This is a genomic window from Bariatricus sp. HCP28S3_A7, from assembly GCF_052066375.1.
In the GTDB taxonomy this organism is placed as follows: Bacteria; Bacillota; Clostridia; order Lachnospirales; family Lachnospiraceae; genus Allocoprococcus.
This window is the reverse complement of record NZ_JBQHSG010000030.1, coordinates 1-21,226: the sequence shown is the minus strand read 5'-3', so window position 1 is coordinate 21,226 and position 21,226 is coordinate 1. Positions and strand designations below refer to the sequence as shown.

Below are 21,226 nucleotides of genomic sequence, written 5' to 3'. Positions count from 1 at the left end.
TCTATAATATGAACCCAAAAGGAGGGGAAATATGGCAAGAACAGTCTCCATAGGTTATCAGGAATTTGACGAATTAATATCACAGAACTTTTTCTATATTGATAAAACACATTTCATCAAGGAATGGTGGAATAGTGGTGATAAAGTGACTTTGATTACCCGTCCCAGGCGATTTGGGAAAACCCTCACGATGAGTATGACAGAGCAATTTTTCTCCGTAGATTATGCTGAAAAATCAGCATTATTTGCTAATTTAGCCATTTGGAAGGACAAAGATTTTCAAGCTCTTCAAGGAAGTTACCCGGTTATATATCTTACATTTGCAAATGTAAAAGAGTCCACTTTTCGCGCAACAAAGCGCAGATTAGGTCAGATTATAACAGATTTGTATAATAAAAACAGATTTCTTCTGGAAAGTGATTATCTGTCAGACGACGAAAAAACAGCTTATAAAAATATAAATATGAACATGGATGATGTCATAGCAACTATGGCAATTCATAAATTATCAGAATATCTTTATCGATATTATCATAAAAAAGTGATTATTCTTCTTGACGAATACGATACTCCAATGCAAGAGGCTTATGTTAACGATTATTGGAATGACTTAACTGATTATATGAGAAGCATGTTTAATGCCACCTTTAAAACCAATCCCTATCTGGAACGTGCAGTCATGACAGGCATAACCAGAATCAGCCGTGAATCGATTTTTTCAGATTTAAACAATCTGAAAGTAATTACTGCCACTTCAGATGAATATGCCGACTGCTTTGGTTTCACAGAAGAAGAGGTCTTTTCTGCATTAAAAGAGTATGGATTAACTGATAAAATGCCAGAAGTCAAACAATGGTATGATGGATTCACTTTTGGAAATGTATCCGACATTTACAATCCCTGGTCTATCATTAATTACCTGGATACCCTGAAATTGCGTCCTTTCTGGGCAAACACAAGTTCCAATGCTCTGATTGAAAAACTGATTCGTGAGGGAAGCAAAACTATAAAACAGAAATTTGAACAGTTATTGCATGGGGAAACGATAAGAGAGAGCATCGATGAACAGATTGTGTATAATCAGCTTTCTATGAAAGAAAGTGCTATATGGAGCCTCTTATTGGCAAGCGGCTACTTAAAGGTTACAGATACCGAATTCAGGGAATCTACCGGACAAATGTATTACGATCTGGCCTTAACCAACAAAGAATCCTATATCATGTTTACCAACATGGTACATGGATGGTTTGCCGAATCGGACAGCGGTTACAATGATTTTGTAAAAGCAATGCTGTTAGATGATATCGAAGCCATGAACCATTACATGAATCAGGTTGCGCTCATTACTTTCAGCGCCTTTGATACTGGAAAACATCCTGCAAGGAAATCCGAACCCGAACGTTTCTATCACGGCTTTGTGTTAGGACTGATGGTGGATTTAGCTGATCAATACACAATTACTTCTAATCGTGAAAGTGGATTTGGCAGATATGATGTCCTTCTGGAACCCAAAACGGATGAATCCGATGCGATTATCATTGAATTCAAAGTAAGAAATCCGCAAAGGGAAAAATCGTTGCAGGATACTGCGCAAAATGCTTTGCTGCAGATTGAAGAAAAACAATACGCAGAGGCTCTGATCGCCAAAGGGATCCCGGCAGAGCGGATCCGCAAATATGGCTTTGCATTTGAAGGGAAAACCGTCCTGATTGAAAAGCTATCATGATTCTCACAATCACATAATACAGGCAGCCCCCTCTCCGTTATTCGGTAAGAAATAATCGAATATACGAAGAGGGTTTTATATGTTCATTTATCTCCTTATTTACTATTCTCATTCTTATGCATCCCAAAATAGAATATTACATTTAGAACAATTCCAAACATAGTAGCAGCCGGTGCGGCAAAACCGATTTTTGTTAAGCTTGCGTTGGGCTGAATACTCATATAATATGCCAACGGAAGACGTACAAGCAGTGTCTGCACTAACCCCTGTATCATCACCCAAAGCGTTTTGTCATGCCCATTGAAATAGCCTACCATGCTGAATAGAATCGCAGTGACTATCGTTTCCAAAGCAAATCCTTTTAAATAGTCAAACCCATTTTGAACGACCGCCGCGTCCGTGGTAAAGATTCCGGTCAAAAGGTCTCCCCTAAACAGTATGAATATAAATACGAAACAACCAATTGTCAAACCGATGCCAATGCCTGTAAACATTGCTTTTTTGGCACGTTTTTCATTCCCTGCACCCACATTCTGCGAAACAAAAGATGCCATCGACTGCATCAGCGAACTTGGTATCAGCAATGCAAAATTTACAATCTTACATGCTACACCATATCCTGAAGACGCCTCTAAGCCCAGTCTGTTGACAAATGCACAAAGAGCAAGAAATGACATCTGCGTGAGACACTCCTGAAGTGCAAGCGGAAATCCGATCTTAAGTGCCCGCCTGCATGATTGTTTATGTTGAAATCTTCTTTCGAAATCTTAAATGGCAGTTCCTTTTTAACAAGCAGGAACAATGCAAAAACAACACTGATCGCCTGCGCGGTTACCGTTGCAATCGCTGCACCTGCAGCATCCAGATGAAATCCTGCCACCAACACCAGGTCACCTATAACATTGACCACACATGCTATTGCCACAAAAATCAAAGGCGATCTGCTGTCTCCAAGTCCTCTGAAAATTGCGGCCAGATCATTATAAGCAACAATAAAAAATATACCCGCCCCACAGATACGCACATACACAGAAGTTAATCCAATTGCCTCCTCAGGCGCCTGCATAAGCAATGAAATCGGACGCGAGAAGCATACCATTAGAACAAAAAGCACTGCTGACATAATAGCAAATACGATTGTTGCTCCTCCGATCAAAGAGCCGATCTGCTCCTCTTTCTTTTCGCCTATGAACCTTGCGATTAGAACAGTAATTCCCATCGCAAGCTGTACAATAATAAACGTAACAAGATTCAGCACCTGACTTCCTGTAGATACTGCCGAAAGCCCTGATGTAGTACCGAATCTCCCCACCACCATCAAGTCTACCGCCCCGTAAGCCGCTTGTAAAATAAGTGCTCCCAGTATCGGTATCATAAAAGTGATTAATTTTTTAATAATACTCCCCTGCGTAAAATCCGAATTGGAATTATTCAAGATGAATCCTCCTTTCACACATAACCTGATACAATTTCTTTATAGTAGAAATCATACTATCAGCCTCTTCTTCTGAAATATGGTCTAAATACTTCGACAGTTCACTATAATACTTTCTATCGTATTTATCAGACAGTTTTTCTCCTTCTTCTGTAATAGAAATATAAGTGATACGTCCATCTTCTTCCGATGAAGATTTAGCAAGATAACCTTTTGCCACCATTTCCTTAACCGTTCTGGTAACTCCCGGTCTCGGAAGGTTCAGTTCCTCGCTGACATCCGAAATTTTCACTTTTCTATTTTGAGCTTCCAGTTTATGAATCGTATCCAAAAACTGGATATAAGAAGGTGCTACCCCATCCGGTAATTCAGGAAGCATATCCCGGATTCTTTTTGCCATATAACAGGCATCCATCATTCTTTTTATTTTTTCAGTTTCCATAAACCCTCTCTTTATTGCCGCTATTAGTTACCATTGGTAATTATATGGTGTAGTTCTTTTATTGTCAAGTCAAATTCTGTACTTATTCTATTCTTCTCTTTTTTGCACTAAATCCGGTTGTACCATTCTTTTCCTATCCACCGGTACTATTCAATATGTTTGCCATTTCCATTCAGTCATTTTCGCTATTCATCAACACTATACAGGCAACCCAATAAAAAGAAAAACACCGAAGCATGATAGCCATTTTCATACCTCGGCGTTTTTCTAGCCTATACATCCATACATTACTTCCGATTGGCGATTTAGCAAAGCGCTCCCCCTAATGCTCTGCAGGCCTCCAAAGCTTCCTCATCCGGTGCTTCATTGCAAATCACACTCTCGCATGCAAGCACTGCTCCGGCGCTGCCGCAGGCATCTTCCCAACTTCGCATCCATTCACCGTCGCCCCATCCGTAAGAACCGAATAAAGCAACTTTTTTCCCGCCAAGTGCTCCTTCGCAGGCATCCCACATCGGCTGGAATTCTGTTTCCTCCAACACCTCCGCTCCCATAGCCGGGCACCCGAATGCAATCGCATCATATTGCTTTACCATAGAAGCACCAAACTCCGACGCTGCAAATAATGCGGCTTCTGCTGCTTTTTCCTTAATTCCTTCCATTACGGCGTATGCCATCTGTTCGGTATTGCCGGTTCCACTCCAAAAAACAACTGCAATTTTACTCATATTGTATACCAACCTTTCTTAGTTTCTATCATCAAACAGCTACTGTGAGCCGTTCAATACTTTTGCCGTTTGCCCATTGAGAGCAATATACGTCTGTACATTTTTTATAGCGTGCAAATTGTTTTTTTGCACTTTTTTCATCTCCATATACTTTCCAGCATCCTACAAATTTATAACCTTCGGCGTGATTTTCGATAAATCCACGCACATCCTCGGGCGGATATCCCAGAAACAGTCCGATTTCATGCGGGAAATCCCCCGACTCCTGCAAACGTCTGCTTAACCGTACCACACATTTGTCACAGTCCCCGGTGGAATATCCACATGCTCTCAGAATTTCCCCTGCCTCTTCTACAGCCAGATCATTTTCCAATTTGTCAGGACGATAAAGGTAGATCAGTACCCACTGTTCACATACCTGAATCGGGATCACCCGTATTCCCTTCGGTGCAAGTCGTTTGTTCAATGATCGCACTGCCAGAATCAACTCTTTTTTATCCGAACACGGACAGTTGAACAAGTTGCCGGTCTTTAACCCTGCCAATGTGGGTGAACAATGACGGATAATCATTTCATCAGACATACTGCGTCCTCCTGTTTGATATTTTCATCTAAAATAGTTTTAAGCGCCGACATAGAACTGGTATGTGACCGCACCACCTTTACATCAAGTCCTTTTGTTTCATTCAACGCATTTCGCACCATTTTGTGTGATACTGTGCTGGTAAATAATACCATCAGATCGGGACATCCGATTCCTTTCAAACTGCTTTTCTGTTTTGGAAATACTTTCGCATCACACTGATATTCCTGGCATAGATCCTTGTACTGACGAACCATGCATTCATTTCCTCCGATAATCACTACGCTCATTTTATGTATCTCCTTTCTTTTGTTAGTTTTGCCTAACATCGGGTTTTAAAGAAAACGCCATGTAGGCGTTTCTTTGTCTTAATTTGTATAGCCGTTCAGTACGGATATAAACATTTAAGTTAGCTTTTGCTAACTATTTATATATTATCTGTTTCTGCTCCCATTGTCAATCCATATTCTCGTATTGATTATTTTCCTCATTTCGAATCCAGCTAAAAAAATTATTCAACATTTTTCAACGCTTCTTCCATCGGAATCTTTCGGATCCTCCGAAAATCCAGCACCAGCACCATCAAATACCCAAGAAGCACAAAGACAAACATCTTTATATATCCTATCGGTTCTATCACAAAAGCAAACCAGCCACTGTATTCAGACATAATACTTTTCCATGCCTGATTCATAACCATAGCGCCTAATATCACGCTCACCGTATCTGCCACAATCACTACCATTGTTGTAGAAAGCAAATACAGACTTGCGATTTCACGGTTTTCATAACCAAGAATCTTCGTCATGGAGATTGCCGTTTCGTTCTTTTCGATAATCAACTTCGTCAGAAGATAGATCAGGACCGCTGACAACAGAATACACAAAATCTGAAAATACTGCAATATTCTGGCATTTTTCGTAAATTCCTGCCACCTTGAACTGATACTGCTTATATTCATATTTTTCATCCAGCGTGATGACATCTCCCACTTTCAGATTATACTTTTCAATAAATGGCCGGGAAAGATATACTTCATTTTCTTTCAACGATGCTAAATCTTCGATCCGGATATATTTGCTGTCATCCTTGACCCCATAAACAGATACTTCTTCATCCAGTGCATCCCCTGTCTTCTTCAGTGCCTTCATGCAAAATTGCTCTGCATCTGTAACATCCGTCTGAATCATTTGTCCTTCTTCGTCTTCACAAGATTTCAATACATACTGGTATTTTGCAAACATCAGATTTTCTGCATGATCCTGATAGTACTTCAGCGTAGACGGCATTCCGACCGCCATTGCCAGCATAACCATAACAAAGAAAATACCTGCAAAAAGAACAGCATAATTTGGCATGTTCTGAAATATGATACGCAGACGGAATCTGCTGAAGAACTTCCACTTCGGCAGCCGTATCGTTTTCTTCCGTCTTGTTTTTTTAAGATCACGCCGTAAAAACTGCAAAGGCGTATGCTGCATCATGTAAATGATCACAATCAGATTCACTGCAAGCATCAGGAATACTGGTATCACTGTCGTCTTAATAAATGCATCCGGATTCCATATTGTTTCATAAGCAGGGAGGCTGTAACTGTTATAATACATGGATACTACAACATCTTTGAAGACAGTATAGCCCAACAGGTTACCAACAACAGCTGCAATCATTGTTACAAGCACAGGCATTGCCAGATAATGCCGCACGAGCTCACCCTTTGTATATCCGGATGCCCGCAGGGTGCCAATCGTCTGTGATTCTTTCGCAATGGTATTACTGATGGTGACCGCAAAAATAAATGCAATGATCACAATCAGGATATCCAGCAGGACTCCGCCCATCGCTTCATCTGACCCCATATCATCCGTTGCAAAGTTGACTGCCGGGTTTGCATAACGGGGCAAATAATCCTGAAGTTCATTATCCCACATGACCGTCTGGGTAAGCAAAGCCCTCATAAAATCGTCCGACTGTTTCTTTTCTTCAATCTCATCCATCGGTTCCTGTTCATATCTCCATGCATAGGTATAATGCAACGAACCGGACAGGCGTTCAAAGCCATCTTTCGTCACCATCGCCACATTAAATTTCAGTGCATCAAACATCAGATCTGTACTTTTCTCATGAAGAGTAGAATAATTCACATAGGAAATCAGCCCTGTCACCTGATAGGACTGCTCACTGACGGAAATGGTATCTCCAACCTGAATTCCTGCATTATCTGCATGCATCCGGTCAATGGCAATCTCCTCTTCCGTTTCCGGGAAACTTCCTTCCATCAGGCAGGCCAGATTGATATCCTCTGTTTTTTCATACACCCGTATTGTGCCATCCGACTTTCCGTCATTATCGTGATCTTCCACCTCACTCCGATAGAAATTCTCATATACAGTTACAGGGACTGCCTTTTCACCTGTTTCGATTGCATGAATCAGCTCCTGATCCGCCTTCTCATTCAGTTCAAAGTGCCCATCCTCCAGACAATACTTTTCTTTACCATCCACTGCAGCCTGCATCATGCTCCCATTGGCAACATACATCCCTGAAACAAATCCAATTGTAAGGATTAAAAACAACGCAACCACCAGATATTTTTTCCAGTCACCTTTTAATTCTCTGGGAATGCGCTTTTGAAGCGGATTTTTCACTTTCCTGTCCCTCATACTTGCCACACTCCTTACCATTCAAGCTCCACTGCCGAAATTTTATTTGTATTTTTCTCATTATGGCGCACTCTTCCATCTCTCAGCTTGATCACATGATCTGCCATATTTTTGATAGCTTCATTATGCGTAACCATAATGACCGTATTCTTATACTTTCGATTGATGTCTTCAATCAACTTCAATATTTCCTTGGAAGTCGTATAATCCAATGCACCTGTCGGCTCATCGCAAAGCAGGATATCCGGATTCTTCACAATAGCGCGTCCGATAGAAACTCTCTGCTGCTGCCCGCCGGAGAGCTGGTTCGGGAGTTTATAACGGTGTTCATAGAGTCCCAGAGTCTGTAACAGATCATCAATATCAAGCGGATGATCCGACAGATATGCACCTACCTCAATATTTTCTTTCACATTTAAATTGCCGATCAGATTATACATCTGAAACACATATCCCAGATGCTTCCTGCGGTACTGTGTCAATTCCCTTTCTCCCATATCCTCCAGTTTGTCACCGTTTATGGAAATATAGCCGAAATCGGCACTGTCGATTCCTCCAATAATATTAAAAAGTGTGGATTTTCCCGAACCGGAAGGTCCCAGCAGAACACAGAACTCCCCTTTTGCGGCCGAAAAATTCATCCCGCATAATACTTCCTGGCGGGTGTCCCCACTTCCAAATCCTTTCTTTAAATCTACAACTTCCAAAAAATATCTCTCTTCCTCTGACATAACTACTCCTTTTCTCTTTTCAGTTTTCGCTTTTCTTTTTCCCGTTCTCGTTTCTGTGTTATTTCCATCAATTATCTTTCATTCCTCCTTCTATTTCCATCTGATAAACGAATATGGGGTTAGCTATGGCTAATTCATTATATCATATATATCTTCTAATGATTCACTCAGTCATGAAAACATTTCTCAATAATGCATGTTTGCATACAAAAAAATCGTGGCAATGCAGGAGCCCCTCTCTCCATACATTGCCACGAAACAAAAGATATTAGATCTATATTATTTATTGACTCATGCGATTACTGACCGATCACTGCTGCAGTATGTGCAATATAAATTTCCTGAATCTTAGCAATTCCTCCAAGACCAGCAATCTGTGTTTCTATACTTTCAAATTCTCCGGAAGCTTCAAACATACTCTTCCATGAGTCTTCGTCGTCTCCGGCCATGTCATTATTGGCATGATCGCCGGCCACTACCATCAGCGGACGAAGGATTACTTTTTTATACCCTGCCTGGGAAACAGCTTCAATGACAGCTTCACATGCAGTTTCTTCCGGCTCTCCTTCGACAGTTCCGATAAACACGTTCTCATATCCAAGGGCAGACATCTGTGCCTGCATCTGGCTGTAAGACACCTTCGCGGTATGAGAAGTTCCATGTCCCAGGAACACAAAAGCAGCACCATCCTCTTTTGCAGCATCCAGGCTGTCATAGCCTGCTTCGCTGACTGCTTCCGCAGTAATTGCCTCAGCAACTGCTGCCTTATCGTCATTGACAGTTTCCGCATCTGCACCCACTTCTCCAAGCAGAGGTTCTGCAACTTTTACACTCTCAAATTTGTCCGCATATGCCTCAACAGATTCCATCAATTCATCATACTCTGCGCCATGCATCAGGTGTGTCGGCTGGACAACCAGATTCTTTACGCCGTTTGCGACCGCTCGCTCCAGTGCCTGATCCATATTGTCAATGCATTCTCCGTCTCTTGCCTGAATATGATTGATAATGATCTGCGCGGTAAAGGCTCTTCTTACAGACCAGTCCGGATACGCTTCCTGAAGTGCATCTTCAATTCCTTTAATATCCTCTACACGGCTGTCATTAAAAGATGTTCCGAAGCTGACAACAAGAATCTCATTTTCTCCGATATCATCCTGATTCAGCGGATCATCCTTGGATGCATCGCCTGTATCTCTTCCAAAGTAATCCGGATCTGCATTTTCACCTTCTACCAGTTCCTTCTGGGCGTCTGTCAGTGCGTCCCAGGCTTCTTTCGCTTTCTTACACTGTTCATCCGTCTCATCCGTTCTTTGCTGTACATAGATTGCGTCAATCAGCGCTGCCACCTCATCCGCAGCCTTCTGATCCTCGTTTTCTGTACTTTCTTCCTTGTCGTTTTCTACTGTTGTTTCCGCATTTTCATCGCTTTTTCCGGAACATCCTGACAGAACCAGGGTTCCCACCAATGAAACAGCCAGTAAAATAGTTACCAGTTTTTTCTTCATCCTGCTCCTCCTTCATTTTCTGGCCATTTCCGATATATTCTCATTCGCTTTTAAGTCTGCAGGATAAAAATCTCGTAGACAAAAAAGCCCTTTTCCATAAAAATGGTAAAAGGGCGTAATGAATACATAACAAAACAGCACTCCCGGCAGATACAGGCATCGCCCGGGAATGTATCATTTCCATTATGATCGGTTGCGACCAGTTACTCGTGATCTGTGGGTCCTTCCCCACTCCGTTTTTCAATAGGCAGGTCTCCTGGCTTACGGATCTTAATCTAAGGCCGCCTTCCCAATTGCTCAGTGACATAAATGGCCTTGCACTCCCCGATCACAGTGACGAGTTCGTACAGGATTTGCACCTGTTTCCCTTTTAATCAGACAACCGGTGATTGTCTGAACCTATCAAGCTTACCTTATCATATACTGCAAAAAATGTAAAGACTCCGGAAATAGAAATATCTTACAGAAAGGAAAGCAGGAGCAAGGGTACTGATGAGTATCACCTTGCTCCTGCTCTTTGTGCTCACTTATATTTCTTTGCTACTATTTATTCTTCTTCTCCTTCGCCAGTAGTGCTGCCCCCAGCGCGCCGGCATACCGTCCGTTTTCAGTAGGTTCCACCGTCTTTCTGATTTTTGCAGAAAGGATTCTGGTAAAATATGTACTGTGACTCAACCCTCCTGTCAGAATAATCTTATCTGACAGTGCCTTCTTCTGGCTCAACTGTGCCACCTTAGATGCTACGGAATCAACGACCCCCGCCGCAATATCTTCACGATTTTTCCCGACACCGATATAATTGATGACTTCGGACTCTGCAAATACGGTGCAAAGAGAACTGATTGGTAAGACTGTTCCGCTTTCAGCCATATCAAAAAGCTCCTGAAGCGTGATTCCGAGACGATTTGCCATAATCTCCAGAAATTTCCCGGTCCCGGCGGAACATTTATCATTCATCAGGAAATCCTGCACGGTTCCGTTCTCGACCAGGATTACTTTGGTATCCTGTCCGCCCACATCAATAATCGTACAATTATCTCCTGCCATCTGTCTTCCGCCTCTTGCATGACATGTTATTTCGGTAATCACATAATCTGCAAAATCTACAGCAATTCTTCCATATCCGGTCGCTGCAACTTTTGTCTCATCAGACATGACATCCACTCCTTCTGCAAGAAGTTTCTCCTTGATAAGTAAGGTGGTCTCCTTGCTGCTCCATCCTGTAGGCAGTACAAATTGAAGCTCCTTATCCCCGATCACAGCAACTTTGGATGCTGTGGATCCGATATCTATTCCAACGTAATTCATATTCCTACCTCTTCTAACAATATTGATCTCTGTGTGGATTCAAATCCATTTCCACTTCGGTGATTTTCAAGATCTCTATATCATGTTCACGAATACACTGCCGGATCACCTCAAGATCTTCTTCTTTCACCATTAGTGAAATACCGCAGCATTTACTCGCACTTCTGGGGGTCGGGGCAATCACTGCCCAAACCCCCAGTTTTTTTAATTCTTTATAGAGACGCATTCCATTATCATGATTGGGAAACAATACATAATGCTGTATTTTCTGCATAGCTCTATGTTCCTCACATTTTTTAATTATTCAGCATTTCCACAAATGCACTGACTCTGGTACGAAGCTGCTGTGCATCACTGTCTGTATAATCTGTCTCAATTCCAAGAACCGGAATACCTGCTTCTTTCATCGCACGTTCTACAAAGTAGCCTTCTGTATCGTACAGATTACAGAATTTCAGATTCACATCAATGATACCGTCAACCTTGTACTCTTTCGCAAGACGTAAAATGTCATCAATTCTTGCGTGATTCGGCGTGAAGCAAGCACAGTTGATATTCATATACCGCTCAGAAAGAGCCATGATCTGGTCTTCCAGCGTTTCTTTTGTCTCATCCACATAGTTCTCGAAGTAGCGTGTTCCCGTACACATTTCTTCACATACCACAACCGCTCCGCTTGTCTCTACGATATTATGAAGCTTCCAGTTCGGAATTGCAAGCGGTGTTCCAGTCAGCATGATACGTTTCGTACCTGCGGGAACGACGCTGACACCATCTTTGATACGCTGTTCAAGCTCATCACAGAGCTTATTTGTCATCTGAGTAAATCTTGCCGGATCATCATAGAAAGCAATCTGGGAAATCACAAGCGCATCTGTACCGCTGATCGGAAGTGTCTCGCTCTTACGGCATTCATACAGTCTTGCGAGTGCTTTTCTCTTGTTATTGATCAGCTTAATGCTATCAGCCAGTTTTTCAGCCGTTACTTTATTTCCGGTAAATTCTTCTACCTTGTCTTTCAGAGCCGTAATTTCTTCTGCCCATGCTTTGACATCTTTTGCCCGCTTCATCTGCGGAAGATCCATAACATATACCGGAACGTCTTCAGAAAGAATTTCCCAAGCCTTTTTCTTACCGTCGCAGGTTGTCTCCCCGATATACATATCTGCGATTCGGAAGAATGGGCAGGTACGATCCAGTCTTGCTCCAACAGATGCTTTGATCAGCGGACAGGTATTGGTCGGAAGCACTCGTTCACCTCCCGGTACCCAGAACTGAGATCCCCCACACAGTCCTGTTGCAATTGCATCCGCTGCGAAAATAATCTCATCCGGAACATAGATACAGAAAGTTCCGAATACTTTCCCGCCCTTTTTCTGATGCTCAATCAGTTCCGCCGGTCTGATTCCGTGAATATCCGCTACAACCATGTTATAGTAATCCATTCCCTCCGGTCTGTTCTCCTGTGATAAAAACACATCCCCGAATGCCTGTGGAAGTACCGCACACAACTGGTCATGCAGTTCCAGATTCATCCCCAGTTCTTCCCACATTTTGCGATTATCAGCCATTTTGCTTGTCCTCCTTAATAAAATTATTTCTCAATAAAACTCTAACTATAGAGTATCATTTTTTGGGAGTACAGGCAATTTCATTTCCTGATTTATCCATTGATATTTATAATGCACATCACTATATATAGTTATCATCTATATGTGTCACTTTATAAGATTTTTAGGATACCTTCTACACAACGATCAATTTCCGAAAACGTATTGCTGGCACTAAATGCAAATCGGACCGTTCCCTGCGGAAAGGTATGGAGAGACTGATGAGCTGCCGGCGCACAGTGGAGCCCGACTCTTGTCATCACACCGCATTCCTGTTCCAGTTCAAATGCCGCAACCGCATTATCGATTGTCAGGAAATCCAGCGAGACAACCGCCACTCTGTCTTGCACATCTTTTCTTCCTACAATGCGCACCTGTGGAATCCTTTTGACTTCGTTCAGTAAATATTCCGTCAGTTCCATCTTTTTATCATGAATCGCTTTCAGTCCCTGCTCCCGGATATAGTCAAGTGACGCATGAAGCCCTATGATTCCGGGCAGATTCATGGTTCCACTCTCATATTTATCCGGCAGATAATCCGGCATCAGAAGGGAATCGGACTGACTTCCGGTTCCTCCGGCAATATACGGCTCCATTTTCTTATCCAGCCGTTCGGATATGAGAAATCCTCCGATCCCCTGCGGTCCCAGTAATCCTTTGTGCGCCGTAAATGCCAGAAAATCAACCTGACACTCCTGCATGTCTACCGGAAGCGTCCCGGCACTCTGTGCCGTATCTACTGCAAAAAATAATCCATACTCTTTGCAGATACTTCCAATCTCACGAATCGGCACAACCGTTCCGCACACATTCGATGCGTGCGTCATGATAACTGCCTTCGTATTTATCCGGATCCGTTCTCTCAAATCTTCCGGATCAAGATTTCCTTCTTCATCCACCGGAACAATATCGTAGTCCACACCTGCCAATTTCATCTGTTCCAGCGGACGCATCACAGCATTATGTTCCAGACCGCTGACCAGAACATGATCTCCGTTTTTTAAAAATCCCTTGATAAAATAATTCAGCGAATAGGTGATTCCCGGCGTAAAAATCACATTTCTTGAATCGGTTCCATGGAACAACTGTACAAGCTGATCCCTTGTCTCCAGTACAACACTTTCCACTTCATACGCCCCTGCATAATTTCCCCGGTTGATATTAAATGCTCCATTTTTCAAGAGCTCCGAAACTGCTTCCTGTACTCCCGGAGCCTTTGGCCATGAAGTACTGCCGTTGTCAAAATAGATTTTTTCTTCCATACCATTTCTCCATATGTTTTTTTCTATATTAACACAGTCTCTATCGTTATAGCAAATTTAAAAAATTCACTTGGATTCTCTCCAAGTGAATTCAAACTCCGCCTTATTTATCCTTTTTCCCACAGCTCTGGCTGCAGTGTCCGCAGTCACATCCACAGCAGCTTTTCCCATTTTTCTTATTTCTTCTCAGGATCGCGACCGCACCGCCCACAATGACCACTACCAAAAGAATAACGATTATATCTGCAATATTCATTTCAAACCTCCTGTTTTACATACCATCCTTGATACAGATCATCCACTTTACATCCCGACTGCAATACAGATAAATCTTGCAATAAATGCTGCAATCCAGGCAACCGCGCACTGCCAGAAGACAACGCCGACCGCCCATTTTGCGCCCAACTCCCGCTTGATGGAAGCAATGGCAGCAACACAAGGTGTATATAAAAGAGAAAACACCAGCATCGTTGCTGCGGAAACGGTCGAGATTGCAGTCTGAATACTGCTGCCAAACAGGATTTCCATAGTAGACACTACACTCTCCTTGGCCATAAATCCACTGATCAGAGATGTTACGATCCTCCAGTCGCCAAGTCCGAGCGGAGCAAGTACCGGAGCAATCCATCCGGAAATCATCGCCATCAGGCTATCAGAAGAATCCGCCACCATGTTCAGATGCAGGTCAAAGCTCTGCAGGAACCATACCACGATTGTTGCAATCAAGATTACGCTAAACGCTTTGCTTAAAAAATCTTTTGCCTTTTCCCACAAAAGCTGTGCCACATTTTTCACGCCGGGCATTCGATAATTCGGAAGCTCCATAACAAAAGGAACCGCTTCTCCTTTGAATAACGTATTCTTAAATAGAAGCGCAACCAGTATCCCGACCGCGATTCCAAGAAGATAGAGCCCCGTCATAATAAAGCCACCTTTCCCCGGGAAAAACGCGCTCACGAAGAACACATAAATCGGCAGCTTTGCTGTACAACTCATAAACGGAGTCAGGAAAATCGTCATTTTTCGGTCCCGCTTACTCGGGAGTGTTCTGGTCGCCATGACCGCCGGAACCGTACATCCAAATCCAATCAGCATTGGCACAATGCTTCGTCCTGAAAGGCCGATCTTGCGCAGAAGTTTATCCATGAAAAATGCAACTCTGGCCACATAACCACTGTCTTCCATAATGGAAAGAAAGAAGAACAACGTAACAACAATCGGCAGAAAACTAAGAACACTTCCAACGCCACCGAAAATACCATCAATCACAAGCCCATGGAGTGCATGATTCACATGAGCTGCCGTCATCCACTGATCCACTGCTGCGGTCAGTGCCTCAATCCCGGATTCCAGAAGCCCTTGCAAAAAGGCCCCGATCACATTGAATGTCAGAAAGAATACCGCTCCCATGATTGCGACAAAGCATGGAATCGCTGTCCATTTTCCCGTAAGGATACGGTCGATTTTTTCCGAACGTAAACGTTCCTTGCTTTCTTTCGGTTTCTTTACAGTACGTTCGCATACATACTCAATGAAATCAAAACGCATATCCGCAATGGCAGCACTTCGATCCATGCCTCCCTCTTTTTCCATCTGTACCACGATATGCTCGATCATATCCATCTCGTTCTGATCCAGCTGAAGCTGTTCCAGAATCAGAGAATCTCCCTCGATGACTTTCGTTGCCGAGAAGCGAAGCGGCAACCCGGCTCTTTCCGTGTGATCCTCAATGATTGATTCAACAGCATGAATCGCACGATGAATCGCTCCGCCATGGTCATCCTTGCTGCAGAAATCCTGTTTCTGCGGACGTTCCTGATATTTTGCAATATGCACCGCATGTTCAATCAGTTCCCGCACCCCTTCATTTTTAGCCGCTGAAATCGGGATTACCGGCACCCCCAGCAACGCTTCCATTCCATTGATATCAATGGCGCCATTATTATTCATCACTTCATCCATCATATTCAGGGCAATAACCATTGGAATATGCATTTCCAGCAGCTGCATGGTAAGATATAGATTCCGTTCAATATTCGTAGCATCCACAATATTAATGATTGCTTTCGGATTATCAGCAAGCACAAAATTTCTGGAGACAATTTCCTCGCTGGTGTATGGGGACATCGAGTAAATCCCCGGAAGATCTGTCACTCTTGTATTCGGATGCCCTTTGATCGGACCATCCTTACGGTCTACCGTAACTCCCGGAAAATTTCCCACATGCTGATTGGCTCCCGTAAGCTGGTTGAATAAGGTCGTCTTTCCACAGTTCTGGTTTCCCACAAGTGCATATGTAAGTAAGGTATCCTCAGGAAGCGGATCTCCATCCCCTTTGGCATGATATTTTCCGTCTTCTCCAAGTCCCGGATGCTCGGAAGGATATATCTTCTCAATCCGGCTGTGCTGGTTCGTCCGCTCCTTGATCGGCTGAATGTCGATCTGGTCTGCATCCGCCAGGCGAAGAGTCAGCTCATACCCATGAATCTGTAGTTCCATCGGATCGCCCATGGGCGCAAACTTCACGACAGTCACTTCCGCTCCGGGAATCACACCCATATCCAGAAAGTGCTGTCTCAGTGCGCCTTCTCCGCCCACTTTCGTAATGACAGCACTCTCACCGATCTTCAGATTCTTTAGTGTCATTAAAAACACCCCCACTTTCTATATAAAATGAATGATAATTTTTTTCAATTAAGTTATATCACACTAACACAAATTCGTCAAGACTATATAAAATTAGTCGGACATTTTTACACTTTTCAGGCAATACACAACTAACAGTCCAAAGACTGCTGCCGATAATACATTTCCAAGATACTTGATATACTTTGGAGCCGGTTTGTCAGCCGGAAATAGTATAAATGGTAAAAAATGCCTGAATCGGATTAAAAGCGCCAAGCAGCAGATTCACCGCTACAAATTCTGTCGAACCGGCGAAAATTGGGACTGTATAGGGAAGGGCTGTTTTGAAGGCTTTGCGTTTCATCATGTTCTCCTTGATATTATGTCAATTTGGTAATAAATGTATTGAACCGTAAGTGATTATATCATTGCATAATTAATTTTTCCAACCTATCTATAAGCTCTACTGTTAGATAATCTTTATTCTGAATGCCCGCAAGAAATATTAAAACTCAGAAATGGTTCACTGGACCATTTTTCGGAACTATGCAACACGCCATGCAACACAAAATAGAAAAAACCCCGTATTTACGAGGTTTTTTTCATGCCGCAGACCGGAATCGAACCGGTACGGGTATCGCTACCCACGGGATTTTAAGTCCCGGGCGTCTGCCAGTTCCGCCACTGCGGCATATAACATATAAATGCTATAAATGGGACCAATAGGGCTCGAACCTATGACCCTCTGCTTGTAAGGCAGATGCTCTCCCAGCTGAGCTATGATCCCATATATAATTAAAAGACATTCACTGAAAATGTCAGCGACCCGAATGGGACTCGAACCCACGACCTCCGCCGTGACAGGGCGGCGCTCTAACCAACTGAGCCATCGGGCCATATGAAATTTTTAAAAAGTGGACCTTCAGGGACTCGAACCCGGGACCGATCGGTTATGAGCCGATTGCTCTAACCAGCTGAGCTAAAGGTCCACGCTCATTTACCCACCGCTTAGATAACACCGGGCTTACATTCTGACCAAGCGAAAGGCCATTTACCTTTCCCTGAATGCTTGGCTAATGTAATGACTCCGACGGGAATCGAACCCGTGTTACCGCCGTGAAAGGGCGATGTCTTAACCGCTTGACCACGGAGCCATACTGTTTTCGGCCAGCTTGTGTTTCGCAGTGACCGAAAATTATATTATCATATCTTGTACTAATATGCAAGTGATTTTTGAAATTTTTTTATTTTTTTATTCTGCAATTGCCTGTTTTCGCTGATGACAATCGACTATCCTTACGGGGCATTCACATTTTTCTTTTTACAGGCTCAAAATACTGTTTCATCTTCTTCACCATAAGATTCCTGTTGGAATCTGCGACACACACATCACAGGTTCCTTCGATGCTGCCAAATGTCACCGTCTTTTCCATATCCAGAAGCGCCAGAAGATTGCGGAGCATATTCTCTCTTGTCGCATCTTTATGATAGATCTTAATATAGGCATACCCTGGATAATCCGTTGAATCGTACATCAGTATTTTACACTCATCCGCCCATTCCTGAGTGCTTATTTTTTCATATAATTTCTCAATTCTCTCCTTTTTTTCAATCATCATAAAATATACTACATTCTCATTTTCAGGAAGCGGCCGTTTCATATAGTTCCGGTATGGTGATTTACGCATCTGTTTATAGATTTCCTGTTCTGCCCTGTTTCCAAGCTCATTATAGTAAATCACCAGCACATCATCGATCACTACATTTGCAAAATAACTGATATGCTCATTTTCCAGAAATTCTATAACCTTTCTCGCCTGCAAATAAGACATCTCATAACTCATAAGGAAAGAATTATCATTCATATTATACAGCACCGCTCCGTCCATCGCAATGATCGGCAGCTTCAAATTGATTCCCTGCAGCGTTTCCCTGACCGTCGCCGGCGTGCGAAGCGTGGATACGGTAAATTTAGCTCCCTGCTCGATCATTCGGTTCAGTTCCACCTTACTGTATGGCGTCAGCTGTTCCTTATCGGTAAGAAGCGTATCATCAATTCCCGAAACAAACAAAATATCCGTATTCTTTGTCCTTGGTAAATGTATGGAGTTAACGATCAGTGCCAGTACAACTCCAATTAGTGTATCCAATACTCTGTTAAAAACAAACCGCATCGGGCTTTCGTCTGTGATATGCATGACCGTAATACTCAGGAAAACGACACAGGAAAAATAGGATGTATTCGTGATATCCAGTAAAACAGTCGAGTGCAACACCACTCCGGTAAACAATGCAATGATCAGATAGCTTAAAATATTCCCCTGAAGCTTTCCACCCAACGCATATACCTCGATCAAAATAACAATCATTCCCCAGAATGCAGGCATACTGCACATACAGAACGCAGGATCCTCTGACCCGGTTTTGGAATGCGGCCTTTTGCCTTAACTATTGTATTTCTCTTCCATTCTGCCATTTCCATGACCTCCTGTCTTCCACCTGTCACAACTCCAGTTCTTCCGGCTAACACAAAAATAAGGTTGATGACAGAATCTCTGCCGCGGTTGAGCACATTGGTATCCTGTAATTTCGTCATAGTATATAACAACACATTCACATTTGCCAAATTTCAGTTGAATTCTCTGCTGTGTCCGTCTTTTACTGCAGGATAAGCAATTAAGTGGGGGCGTTGCTTATGACACGGCCATCGCCCTTTGGTCGCCGGAATGATTAGTTATTTTCATTAGCTCTATAAAAAGTACCACTCAATCATCATTATAGACGATTGAGTGGCGCTTTTTATTGTGTTTAATTTAAAATACACCCATTTATATCATAATATACATTTTCCATACTAACCTTCTTCTTTTTGACTCATCTGTGGTCTTACAATAAAAATTACAATCAATACTCCCACAAAAGAAACAATTGCCGCTGTAATAAACACCTGATTGACACCTTTCTGTATCAATGCAGCGTTTGATGGATCAGAAGCCGTACAATTATTATAAACCACACCGAAAACAGCTGCTGAAACTGTGCTTGCCAGCGAATTGAAGAAATTGACAAGTGATGTTCCTACTCCGATATCAGAAGGCTGAAGCATGGACTGTGCTGCCGGTGTAATTGCAACAGAACGAAAGCTCTCCGCAATACCGGTAATTGCAATTGCAACAAAATAAAGTATGATAGAAGTCGAAGGCGTAGTAAATCCCATCATCAACATCGGAATCATTGCAAGTCCCGTACTGGATGCCATAGCTTTCCACGAATTGGATGCCTTCTTACCTACCCATGCTCCGGCGATCGTAGGCAATACGATCGTAATCAGCGTACGAGGCATCTGCAATGAACCTGTCACGGTTCCTGACGCTTTCAATACTTGTAGTGTACTGATCGGCGAATAAACATTCATTGCTGTCTGATAGAAATATGCAATAAATCCAACTGCCAACAATACTGTGTATCCGCGATTTTTTAATAGTCTTAACGGAATCAGCGGCTCTTCCGCCTTTTCCTCAATTTTCATCAAAGCAACCAGCGCTGCAATACCAATCACAAAACCTGCCAGAATTGCAGGATGTGTCCATCCCATAGAAGACCCGAAATTCAGCGCCATAAGAATACCACATAAAGCAATCGACAAAGCAATGATTCCAGGTACATCAATAGAAACATTTCCTTCTCGTTTCTGATTCGGCATGTTTATGCCAACCAGCACCACCCCAAGAAGTAAGGGGATCGCAGGTATGAGAATCGCAACTTCAAGCATTCCCATATCTGTAAGAAAACCTGCAATGATACTGCCTCCAAAGCTTCCAAGCGCAACAGCTGTAGCTAAAAGCCCCATCGCCTTAGGTACATCTTTCTTTTCATGAATAAGCCCTGCAATAATATACGGAGCTGACGTAAAAGCTCCCTGTGCAAGTCCCACAAGAAGACGTAATATCATTAATACCGGAAGCGATCTGGCAAATGCAAATGCTATACCGGCTATTGCACATATAATTCCCGGAATGACAACTATATTTCTCCGTCCGATGATATCCCCCAGTTTTCCTCCGATTGGTGTCATAATTGAAACCCCAAGTCCTGCAAAAATAGAAAACAATGATACATAGCCCATTGCGTTCACTCTCTCCAGAATCGGTGAGGTTAATGTAAAAAATACTAATCCATACATGGAAATGGACATCATGAGACATACACATCCTGCCTGAACTGTGTTTTTCTTCCCTTTGGGCAGTGGTATCGTTACTGCCTGCTGTGATTGTTGATTCGACATTGCATTCCCTCCTTAATATACTTAATATACTTCATCTATATCTATAGGATTTTATTATAAACAACTCTCATATTATTAAACATAGCCAGAAAAGACGAAGTCTAAAACAGTTTTATACTTCGTCTTTTCTATAAAGTCAGTTCTATTATTCTACTATTTTTATAACTAAAAACTTCCATAAACATCTCTGTCTATGGAAGTCATCTTAACTCCCCGAGTTGGGTTCGAACCAACGACCCTTCGGTTAACAGCCGAATGCTCTACCGCTGAGCTATCGAGGAATACTCTAATATTATAGCACTTTCTTCATTTTTTTCAAG

The 21,226-nt window shown here is 42.7% G+C and carries 18 protein-coding genes, 6 tRNA genes, 3 pseudogenes and 1 riboswitch; of the genes and pseudogenes, 1 reads left to right on the top strand and 26 read right to left on the bottom strand.

All coding sequences use genetic code 11. The features are described 5' to 3' along the window. Positions 1 to 31 precede the first annotated feature (31 nt). Positions 32 to 1,726 carry an AAA family ATPase gene (locus tag ACTNA4_RS14000; protein ID WP_441018888.1) on the top strand — a complete coding sequence of 565 codons (1,695 nt, stop codon included), beginning with the start codon at positions 32 to 34 and terminating at the stop codon, positions 1,724 to 1,726. A 95-nt stretch (positions 1,727 to 1,821) separates the two neighbouring features. Here the strand turns inward: ACTNA4_RS14000 and ACTNA4_RS13995 are convergent. From ACTNA4_RS13995 to ACTNA4_RS13870, 26 genes and pseudogenes are all read right to left on the bottom strand, one after another. Beyond that, positions 1,822 to 3,101: pseudogene (locus ACTNA4_RS13995) on the bottom strand (MATE family efflux transporter). A gap of 52 nt (positions 3,102 to 3,153) precedes the next feature. Beyond that, on the bottom strand, positions 3,154 to 3,603 hold the full coding sequence (locus ACTNA4_RS13990) for a MarR family winged helix-turn-helix transcriptional regulator (RefSeq protein ID WP_441030636.1): 450 nt from the start codon (positions 3,601 to 3,603) through the stop codon (positions 3,154 to 3,156). A gap of 305 nt (positions 3,604 to 3,908) precedes the next feature. Beyond that, the gene (locus tag ACTNA4_RS13985) at positions 3,909 to 4,331 is read right to left on the bottom strand and encodes a flavodoxin (protein WP_427820803.1); all 423 of its coding nucleotides are present in this window, start codon (positions 4,329 to 4,331) and stop codon (positions 3,909 to 3,911) included. A 31-nt stretch (positions 4,332 to 4,362) separates the two neighbouring features. After that, complete coding sequence (locus ACTNA4_RS13980; protein WP_441030634.1) at positions 4,363 to 4,914, bottom strand: DUF3793 family protein; 552 nt, start codon at positions 4,912 to 4,914, stop codon at positions 4,363 to 4,365. Then, positions 4,899 to 5,204, bottom strand: a complete 306-nt coding sequence (locus tag ACTNA4_RS13975; protein WP_441030632.1) for a DUF2325 domain-containing protein — start codon at positions 5,202 to 5,204, stop codon at positions 4,899 to 4,901. Before ACTNA4_RS13975 ends, ACTNA4_RS13980 begins: the two co-directional genes overlap by 16 nt. Before the next feature lie 221 nt (positions 5,205 to 5,425). Next, entirely contained in the window at positions 5,426 to 5,755 is a 330-nt protein-coding gene (locus tag ACTNA4_RS13970; RefSeq protein ID WP_320813790.1) for an FtsX-like permease family protein, read from the bottom strand. Then, positions 5,700 to 7,577, bottom strand: a complete 1,878-nt coding sequence (locus tag ACTNA4_RS13965) for an FtsX-like permease family protein (RefSeq protein ID WP_441030629.1) — start codon at positions 7,575 to 7,577, stop codon at positions 5,700 to 5,702. Before ACTNA4_RS13965 ends, ACTNA4_RS13970 begins: the two co-directional genes overlap by 56 nt. 14 nt (positions 7,578 to 7,591) lie before the next feature. After that, positions 7,592 to 8,308 carry an ABC transporter ATP-binding protein gene (locus tag ACTNA4_RS13960; RefSeq protein ID WP_441030627.1) on the bottom strand — a complete coding sequence of 239 codons (717 nt, stop codon included), beginning with the start codon at positions 8,306 to 8,308 and terminating at the stop codon, positions 7,592 to 7,594. A 299-nt stretch (positions 8,309 to 8,607) separates the two neighbouring features. After that, complete coding sequence (locus ACTNA4_RS13955; protein WP_320813787.1) at positions 8,608 to 9,816, bottom strand: sirohydrochlorin cobaltochelatase; 1,209 nt, start codon at positions 9,814 to 9,816, stop codon at positions 8,608 to 8,610. 229 nt (positions 9,817 to 10,045) lie between these two features. After that, positions 10,046 to 10,234, bottom strand: a riboswitch (cobalamin riboswitch). A 125-nt stretch (positions 10,235 to 10,359) separates the two neighbouring features. Further along, the gene (locus tag ACTNA4_RS13950) at positions 10,360 to 11,124 is read right to left on the bottom strand and encodes an acyl-CoA dehydratase activase (RefSeq protein WP_427808759.1); all 765 of its coding nucleotides are present in this window, start codon (positions 11,122 to 11,124) and stop codon (positions 10,360 to 10,362) included. A 13-nt stretch (positions 11,125 to 11,137) separates the two neighbouring features. Further along, the gene (locus ACTNA4_RS13945; protein WP_427808760.1) at positions 11,138 to 11,398 is read right to left on the bottom strand and encodes a DUF3343 domain-containing protein; all 261 of its coding nucleotides are present in this window, start codon (positions 11,396 to 11,398) and stop codon (positions 11,138 to 11,140) included. A gap of 22 nt (positions 11,399 to 11,420) precedes the next feature. Continuing rightward, positions 11,421 to 12,695: a double-cubane-cluster-containing anaerobic reductase gene (locus tag ACTNA4_RS13940; RefSeq protein ID WP_427820805.1), complete on the bottom strand. Its 1,275-nt coding sequence runs from the start codon at positions 12,693 to 12,695 to the stop codon at positions 11,421 to 11,423. 152 nt (positions 12,696 to 12,847) lie between these two features. Then, positions 12,848 to 13,996 (bottom strand): aminotransferase class V-fold PLP-dependent enzyme, encoded by a 1,149-nt coding sequence (locus tag ACTNA4_RS13935; protein WP_441026894.1) that lies wholly within the window; start codon positions 13,994 to 13,996, stop codon positions 12,848 to 12,850. Positions 13,997 to 14,099: 103 nt separating this feature from the next. Beyond that, positions 14,100 to 14,252 (bottom strand): FeoB-associated Cys-rich membrane protein, encoded by a 153-nt coding sequence (locus ACTNA4_RS13930; protein ID WP_427808763.1) that lies wholly within the window; start codon positions 14,250 to 14,252, stop codon positions 14,100 to 14,102. Between the two features lie 47 nt (positions 14,253 to 14,299). Further along, entirely contained in the window at positions 14,300 to 16,642 is a 2,343-nt protein-coding gene (gene feoB, locus ACTNA4_RS13925) for a ferrous iron transport protein B (RefSeq protein WP_427808764.1), read from the bottom strand. A 102-nt stretch (positions 16,643 to 16,744) separates the two neighbouring features. Next, positions 16,745 to 16,906, bottom strand: a pseudogene (locus ACTNA4_RS13920) (AzlD domain-containing protein); the annotation flags it as partial. Next, a pseudogene (locus tag ACTNA4_RS13915) lies at positions 16,866 to 16,985 on the bottom strand (branched-chain amino acid transporter AzlC); the annotation flags it as partial. The pseudogenes ACTNA4_RS13915 and ACTNA4_RS13920, both read right to left, overlap by 41 nt. Before the next feature lie 241 nt (positions 16,986 to 17,226). Next, a tRNA-Leu gene (locus tag ACTNA4_RS13910) sits at positions 17,227 to 17,312 on the bottom strand. A gap of 23 nt (positions 17,313 to 17,335) precedes the next feature. After that, positions 17,336 to 17,408 (bottom strand) — tRNA-Val (locus tag ACTNA4_RS13905). 35 nt (positions 17,409 to 17,443) lie between these two features. Continuing rightward, positions 17,444 to 17,517, bottom strand: a tRNA-Asp gene (locus tag ACTNA4_RS13900). A 19-nt stretch (positions 17,518 to 17,536) separates the two neighbouring features. Further along, a tRNA-Ile gene (locus tag ACTNA4_RS13895) sits at positions 17,537 to 17,610 on the bottom strand. A 93-nt stretch (positions 17,611 to 17,703) separates the two neighbouring features. Beyond that, a tRNA-Glu gene (locus ACTNA4_RS13890) sits at positions 17,704 to 17,775 on the bottom strand. A gap of 153 nt (positions 17,776 to 17,928) precedes the next feature. Further along, a complete protein-coding gene (locus ACTNA4_RS13885) occupies positions 17,929 to 19,017 on the bottom strand; it encodes an HAD hydrolase family protein (RefSeq protein WP_441030625.1) in 1,089 nt (362 codons plus the stop codon). Next, entirely contained in the window at positions 18,987 to 19,217 is a 231-nt protein-coding gene (locus ACTNA4_RS13880; RefSeq protein WP_441030623.1) for a hypothetical protein, read from the bottom strand. The genes ACTNA4_RS13885 and ACTNA4_RS13880 overlap by 31 nt, the downstream gene beginning before the upstream one ends. Before the next feature lie 258 nt (positions 19,218 to 19,475). Further along, positions 19,476 to 20,906, bottom strand: coding sequence for an MFS transporter (locus tag ACTNA4_RS13875; protein WP_441030621.1), 1,431 nt, complete (start codon positions 20,904 to 20,906; stop codon positions 19,476 to 19,478). Between the two features lie 209 nt (positions 20,907 to 21,115). After that, positions 21,116 to 21,187 (bottom strand) — tRNA-Asn (locus ACTNA4_RS13870). Positions 21,188 to 21,226: the final 39 nt, after the last annotated feature.

Bases quoted from the DNA above. Each gene is read 5' to 3' on its own strand.
- ACTNA4_RS13990 (WP_441030636.1), bottom strand. From the start codon at position 3,603: ATGGAAACTGAAAAAATAAAAAGAATGATGGATGCCTGTTATATGGCA.
- feoB (WP_427808764.1), bottom strand. From the start codon at position 16,642: ATGACACTAAAGAATCTGAAGATCGGTGAGAGTGCTGTCATTACGAAA.
- ACTNA4_RS13930 (WP_427808763.1), bottom strand. From the start codon at position 14,252: ATGAATATTGCAGATATAATCGTTATTCTTTTGGTAGTGGTCATTGTG.
- ACTNA4_RS13875 (WP_441030621.1), bottom strand. From the start codon at position 20,906: ATGTCGAATCAACAATCACAGCAGGCAGTAACGATACCACTGCCCAAA.
- ACTNA4_RS13980 (WP_441030634.1), bottom strand. From the start codon at position 4,914: ATGTCTGATGAAATGATTATCCGTCATTGTTCACCCACATTGGCAGGG.
- ACTNA4_RS13975 (WP_441030632.1), bottom strand. From the start codon at position 5,204: ATGAGCGTAGTGATTATCGGAGGAAATGAATGCATGGTTCGTCAGTAC.
- ACTNA4_RS13880 (WP_441030623.1), bottom strand. From the start codon at position 19,217: ATGACGAAATTACAGGATACCAATGTGCTCAACCGCGGCAGAGATTCT.
- ACTNA4_RS13985 (WP_427820803.1), bottom strand. From the start codon at position 4,331: ATGAGTAAAATTGCAGTTGTTTTTTGGAGTGGAACCGGCAATACCGAA.
- ACTNA4_RS13945 (WP_427808760.1), bottom strand. From the start codon at position 11,398: ATGCAGAAAATACAGCATTATGTATTGTTTCCCAATCATGATAATGGA.
- ACTNA4_RS13955 (WP_320813787.1), bottom strand. From the start codon at position 9,816: ATGAAGAAAAAACTGGTAACTATTTTACTGGCTGTTTCATTGGTGGGA.
- ACTNA4_RS13940 (WP_427820805.1), bottom strand. From the start codon at position 12,695: ATGGCTGATAATCGCAAAATGTGGGAAGAACTGGGGATGAATCTGGAA.
- ACTNA4_RS14000 (WP_441018888.1), top strand. From the start codon at position 32: ATGGCAAGAACAGTCTCCATAGGTTATCAGGAATTTGACGAATTAATA.
- ACTNA4_RS13960 (WP_441030627.1), bottom strand. From the start codon at position 8,308: ATGTCAGAGGAAGAGAGATATTTTTTGGAAGTTGTAGATTTAAAGAAA.
- ACTNA4_RS13950 (WP_427808759.1), bottom strand. From the start codon at position 11,124: ATGAATTACGTTGGAATAGATATCGGATCCACAGCATCCAAAGTTGCT.
- ACTNA4_RS13935 (WP_441026894.1), bottom strand. From the start codon at position 13,996: ATGGAAGAAAAAATCTATTTTGACAACGGCAGTACTTCATGGCCAAAG.
- ACTNA4_RS13965 (WP_441030629.1), bottom strand. From the start codon at position 7,577: ATGAGGGACAGGAAAGTGAAAAATCCGCTTCAAAAGCGCATTCCCAGA.
- ACTNA4_RS13885 (WP_441030625.1), bottom strand. From the start codon at position 19,017: ATGTGCAGTATGCCTGCATTCTGGGGAATGATTGTTATTTTGATCGAG.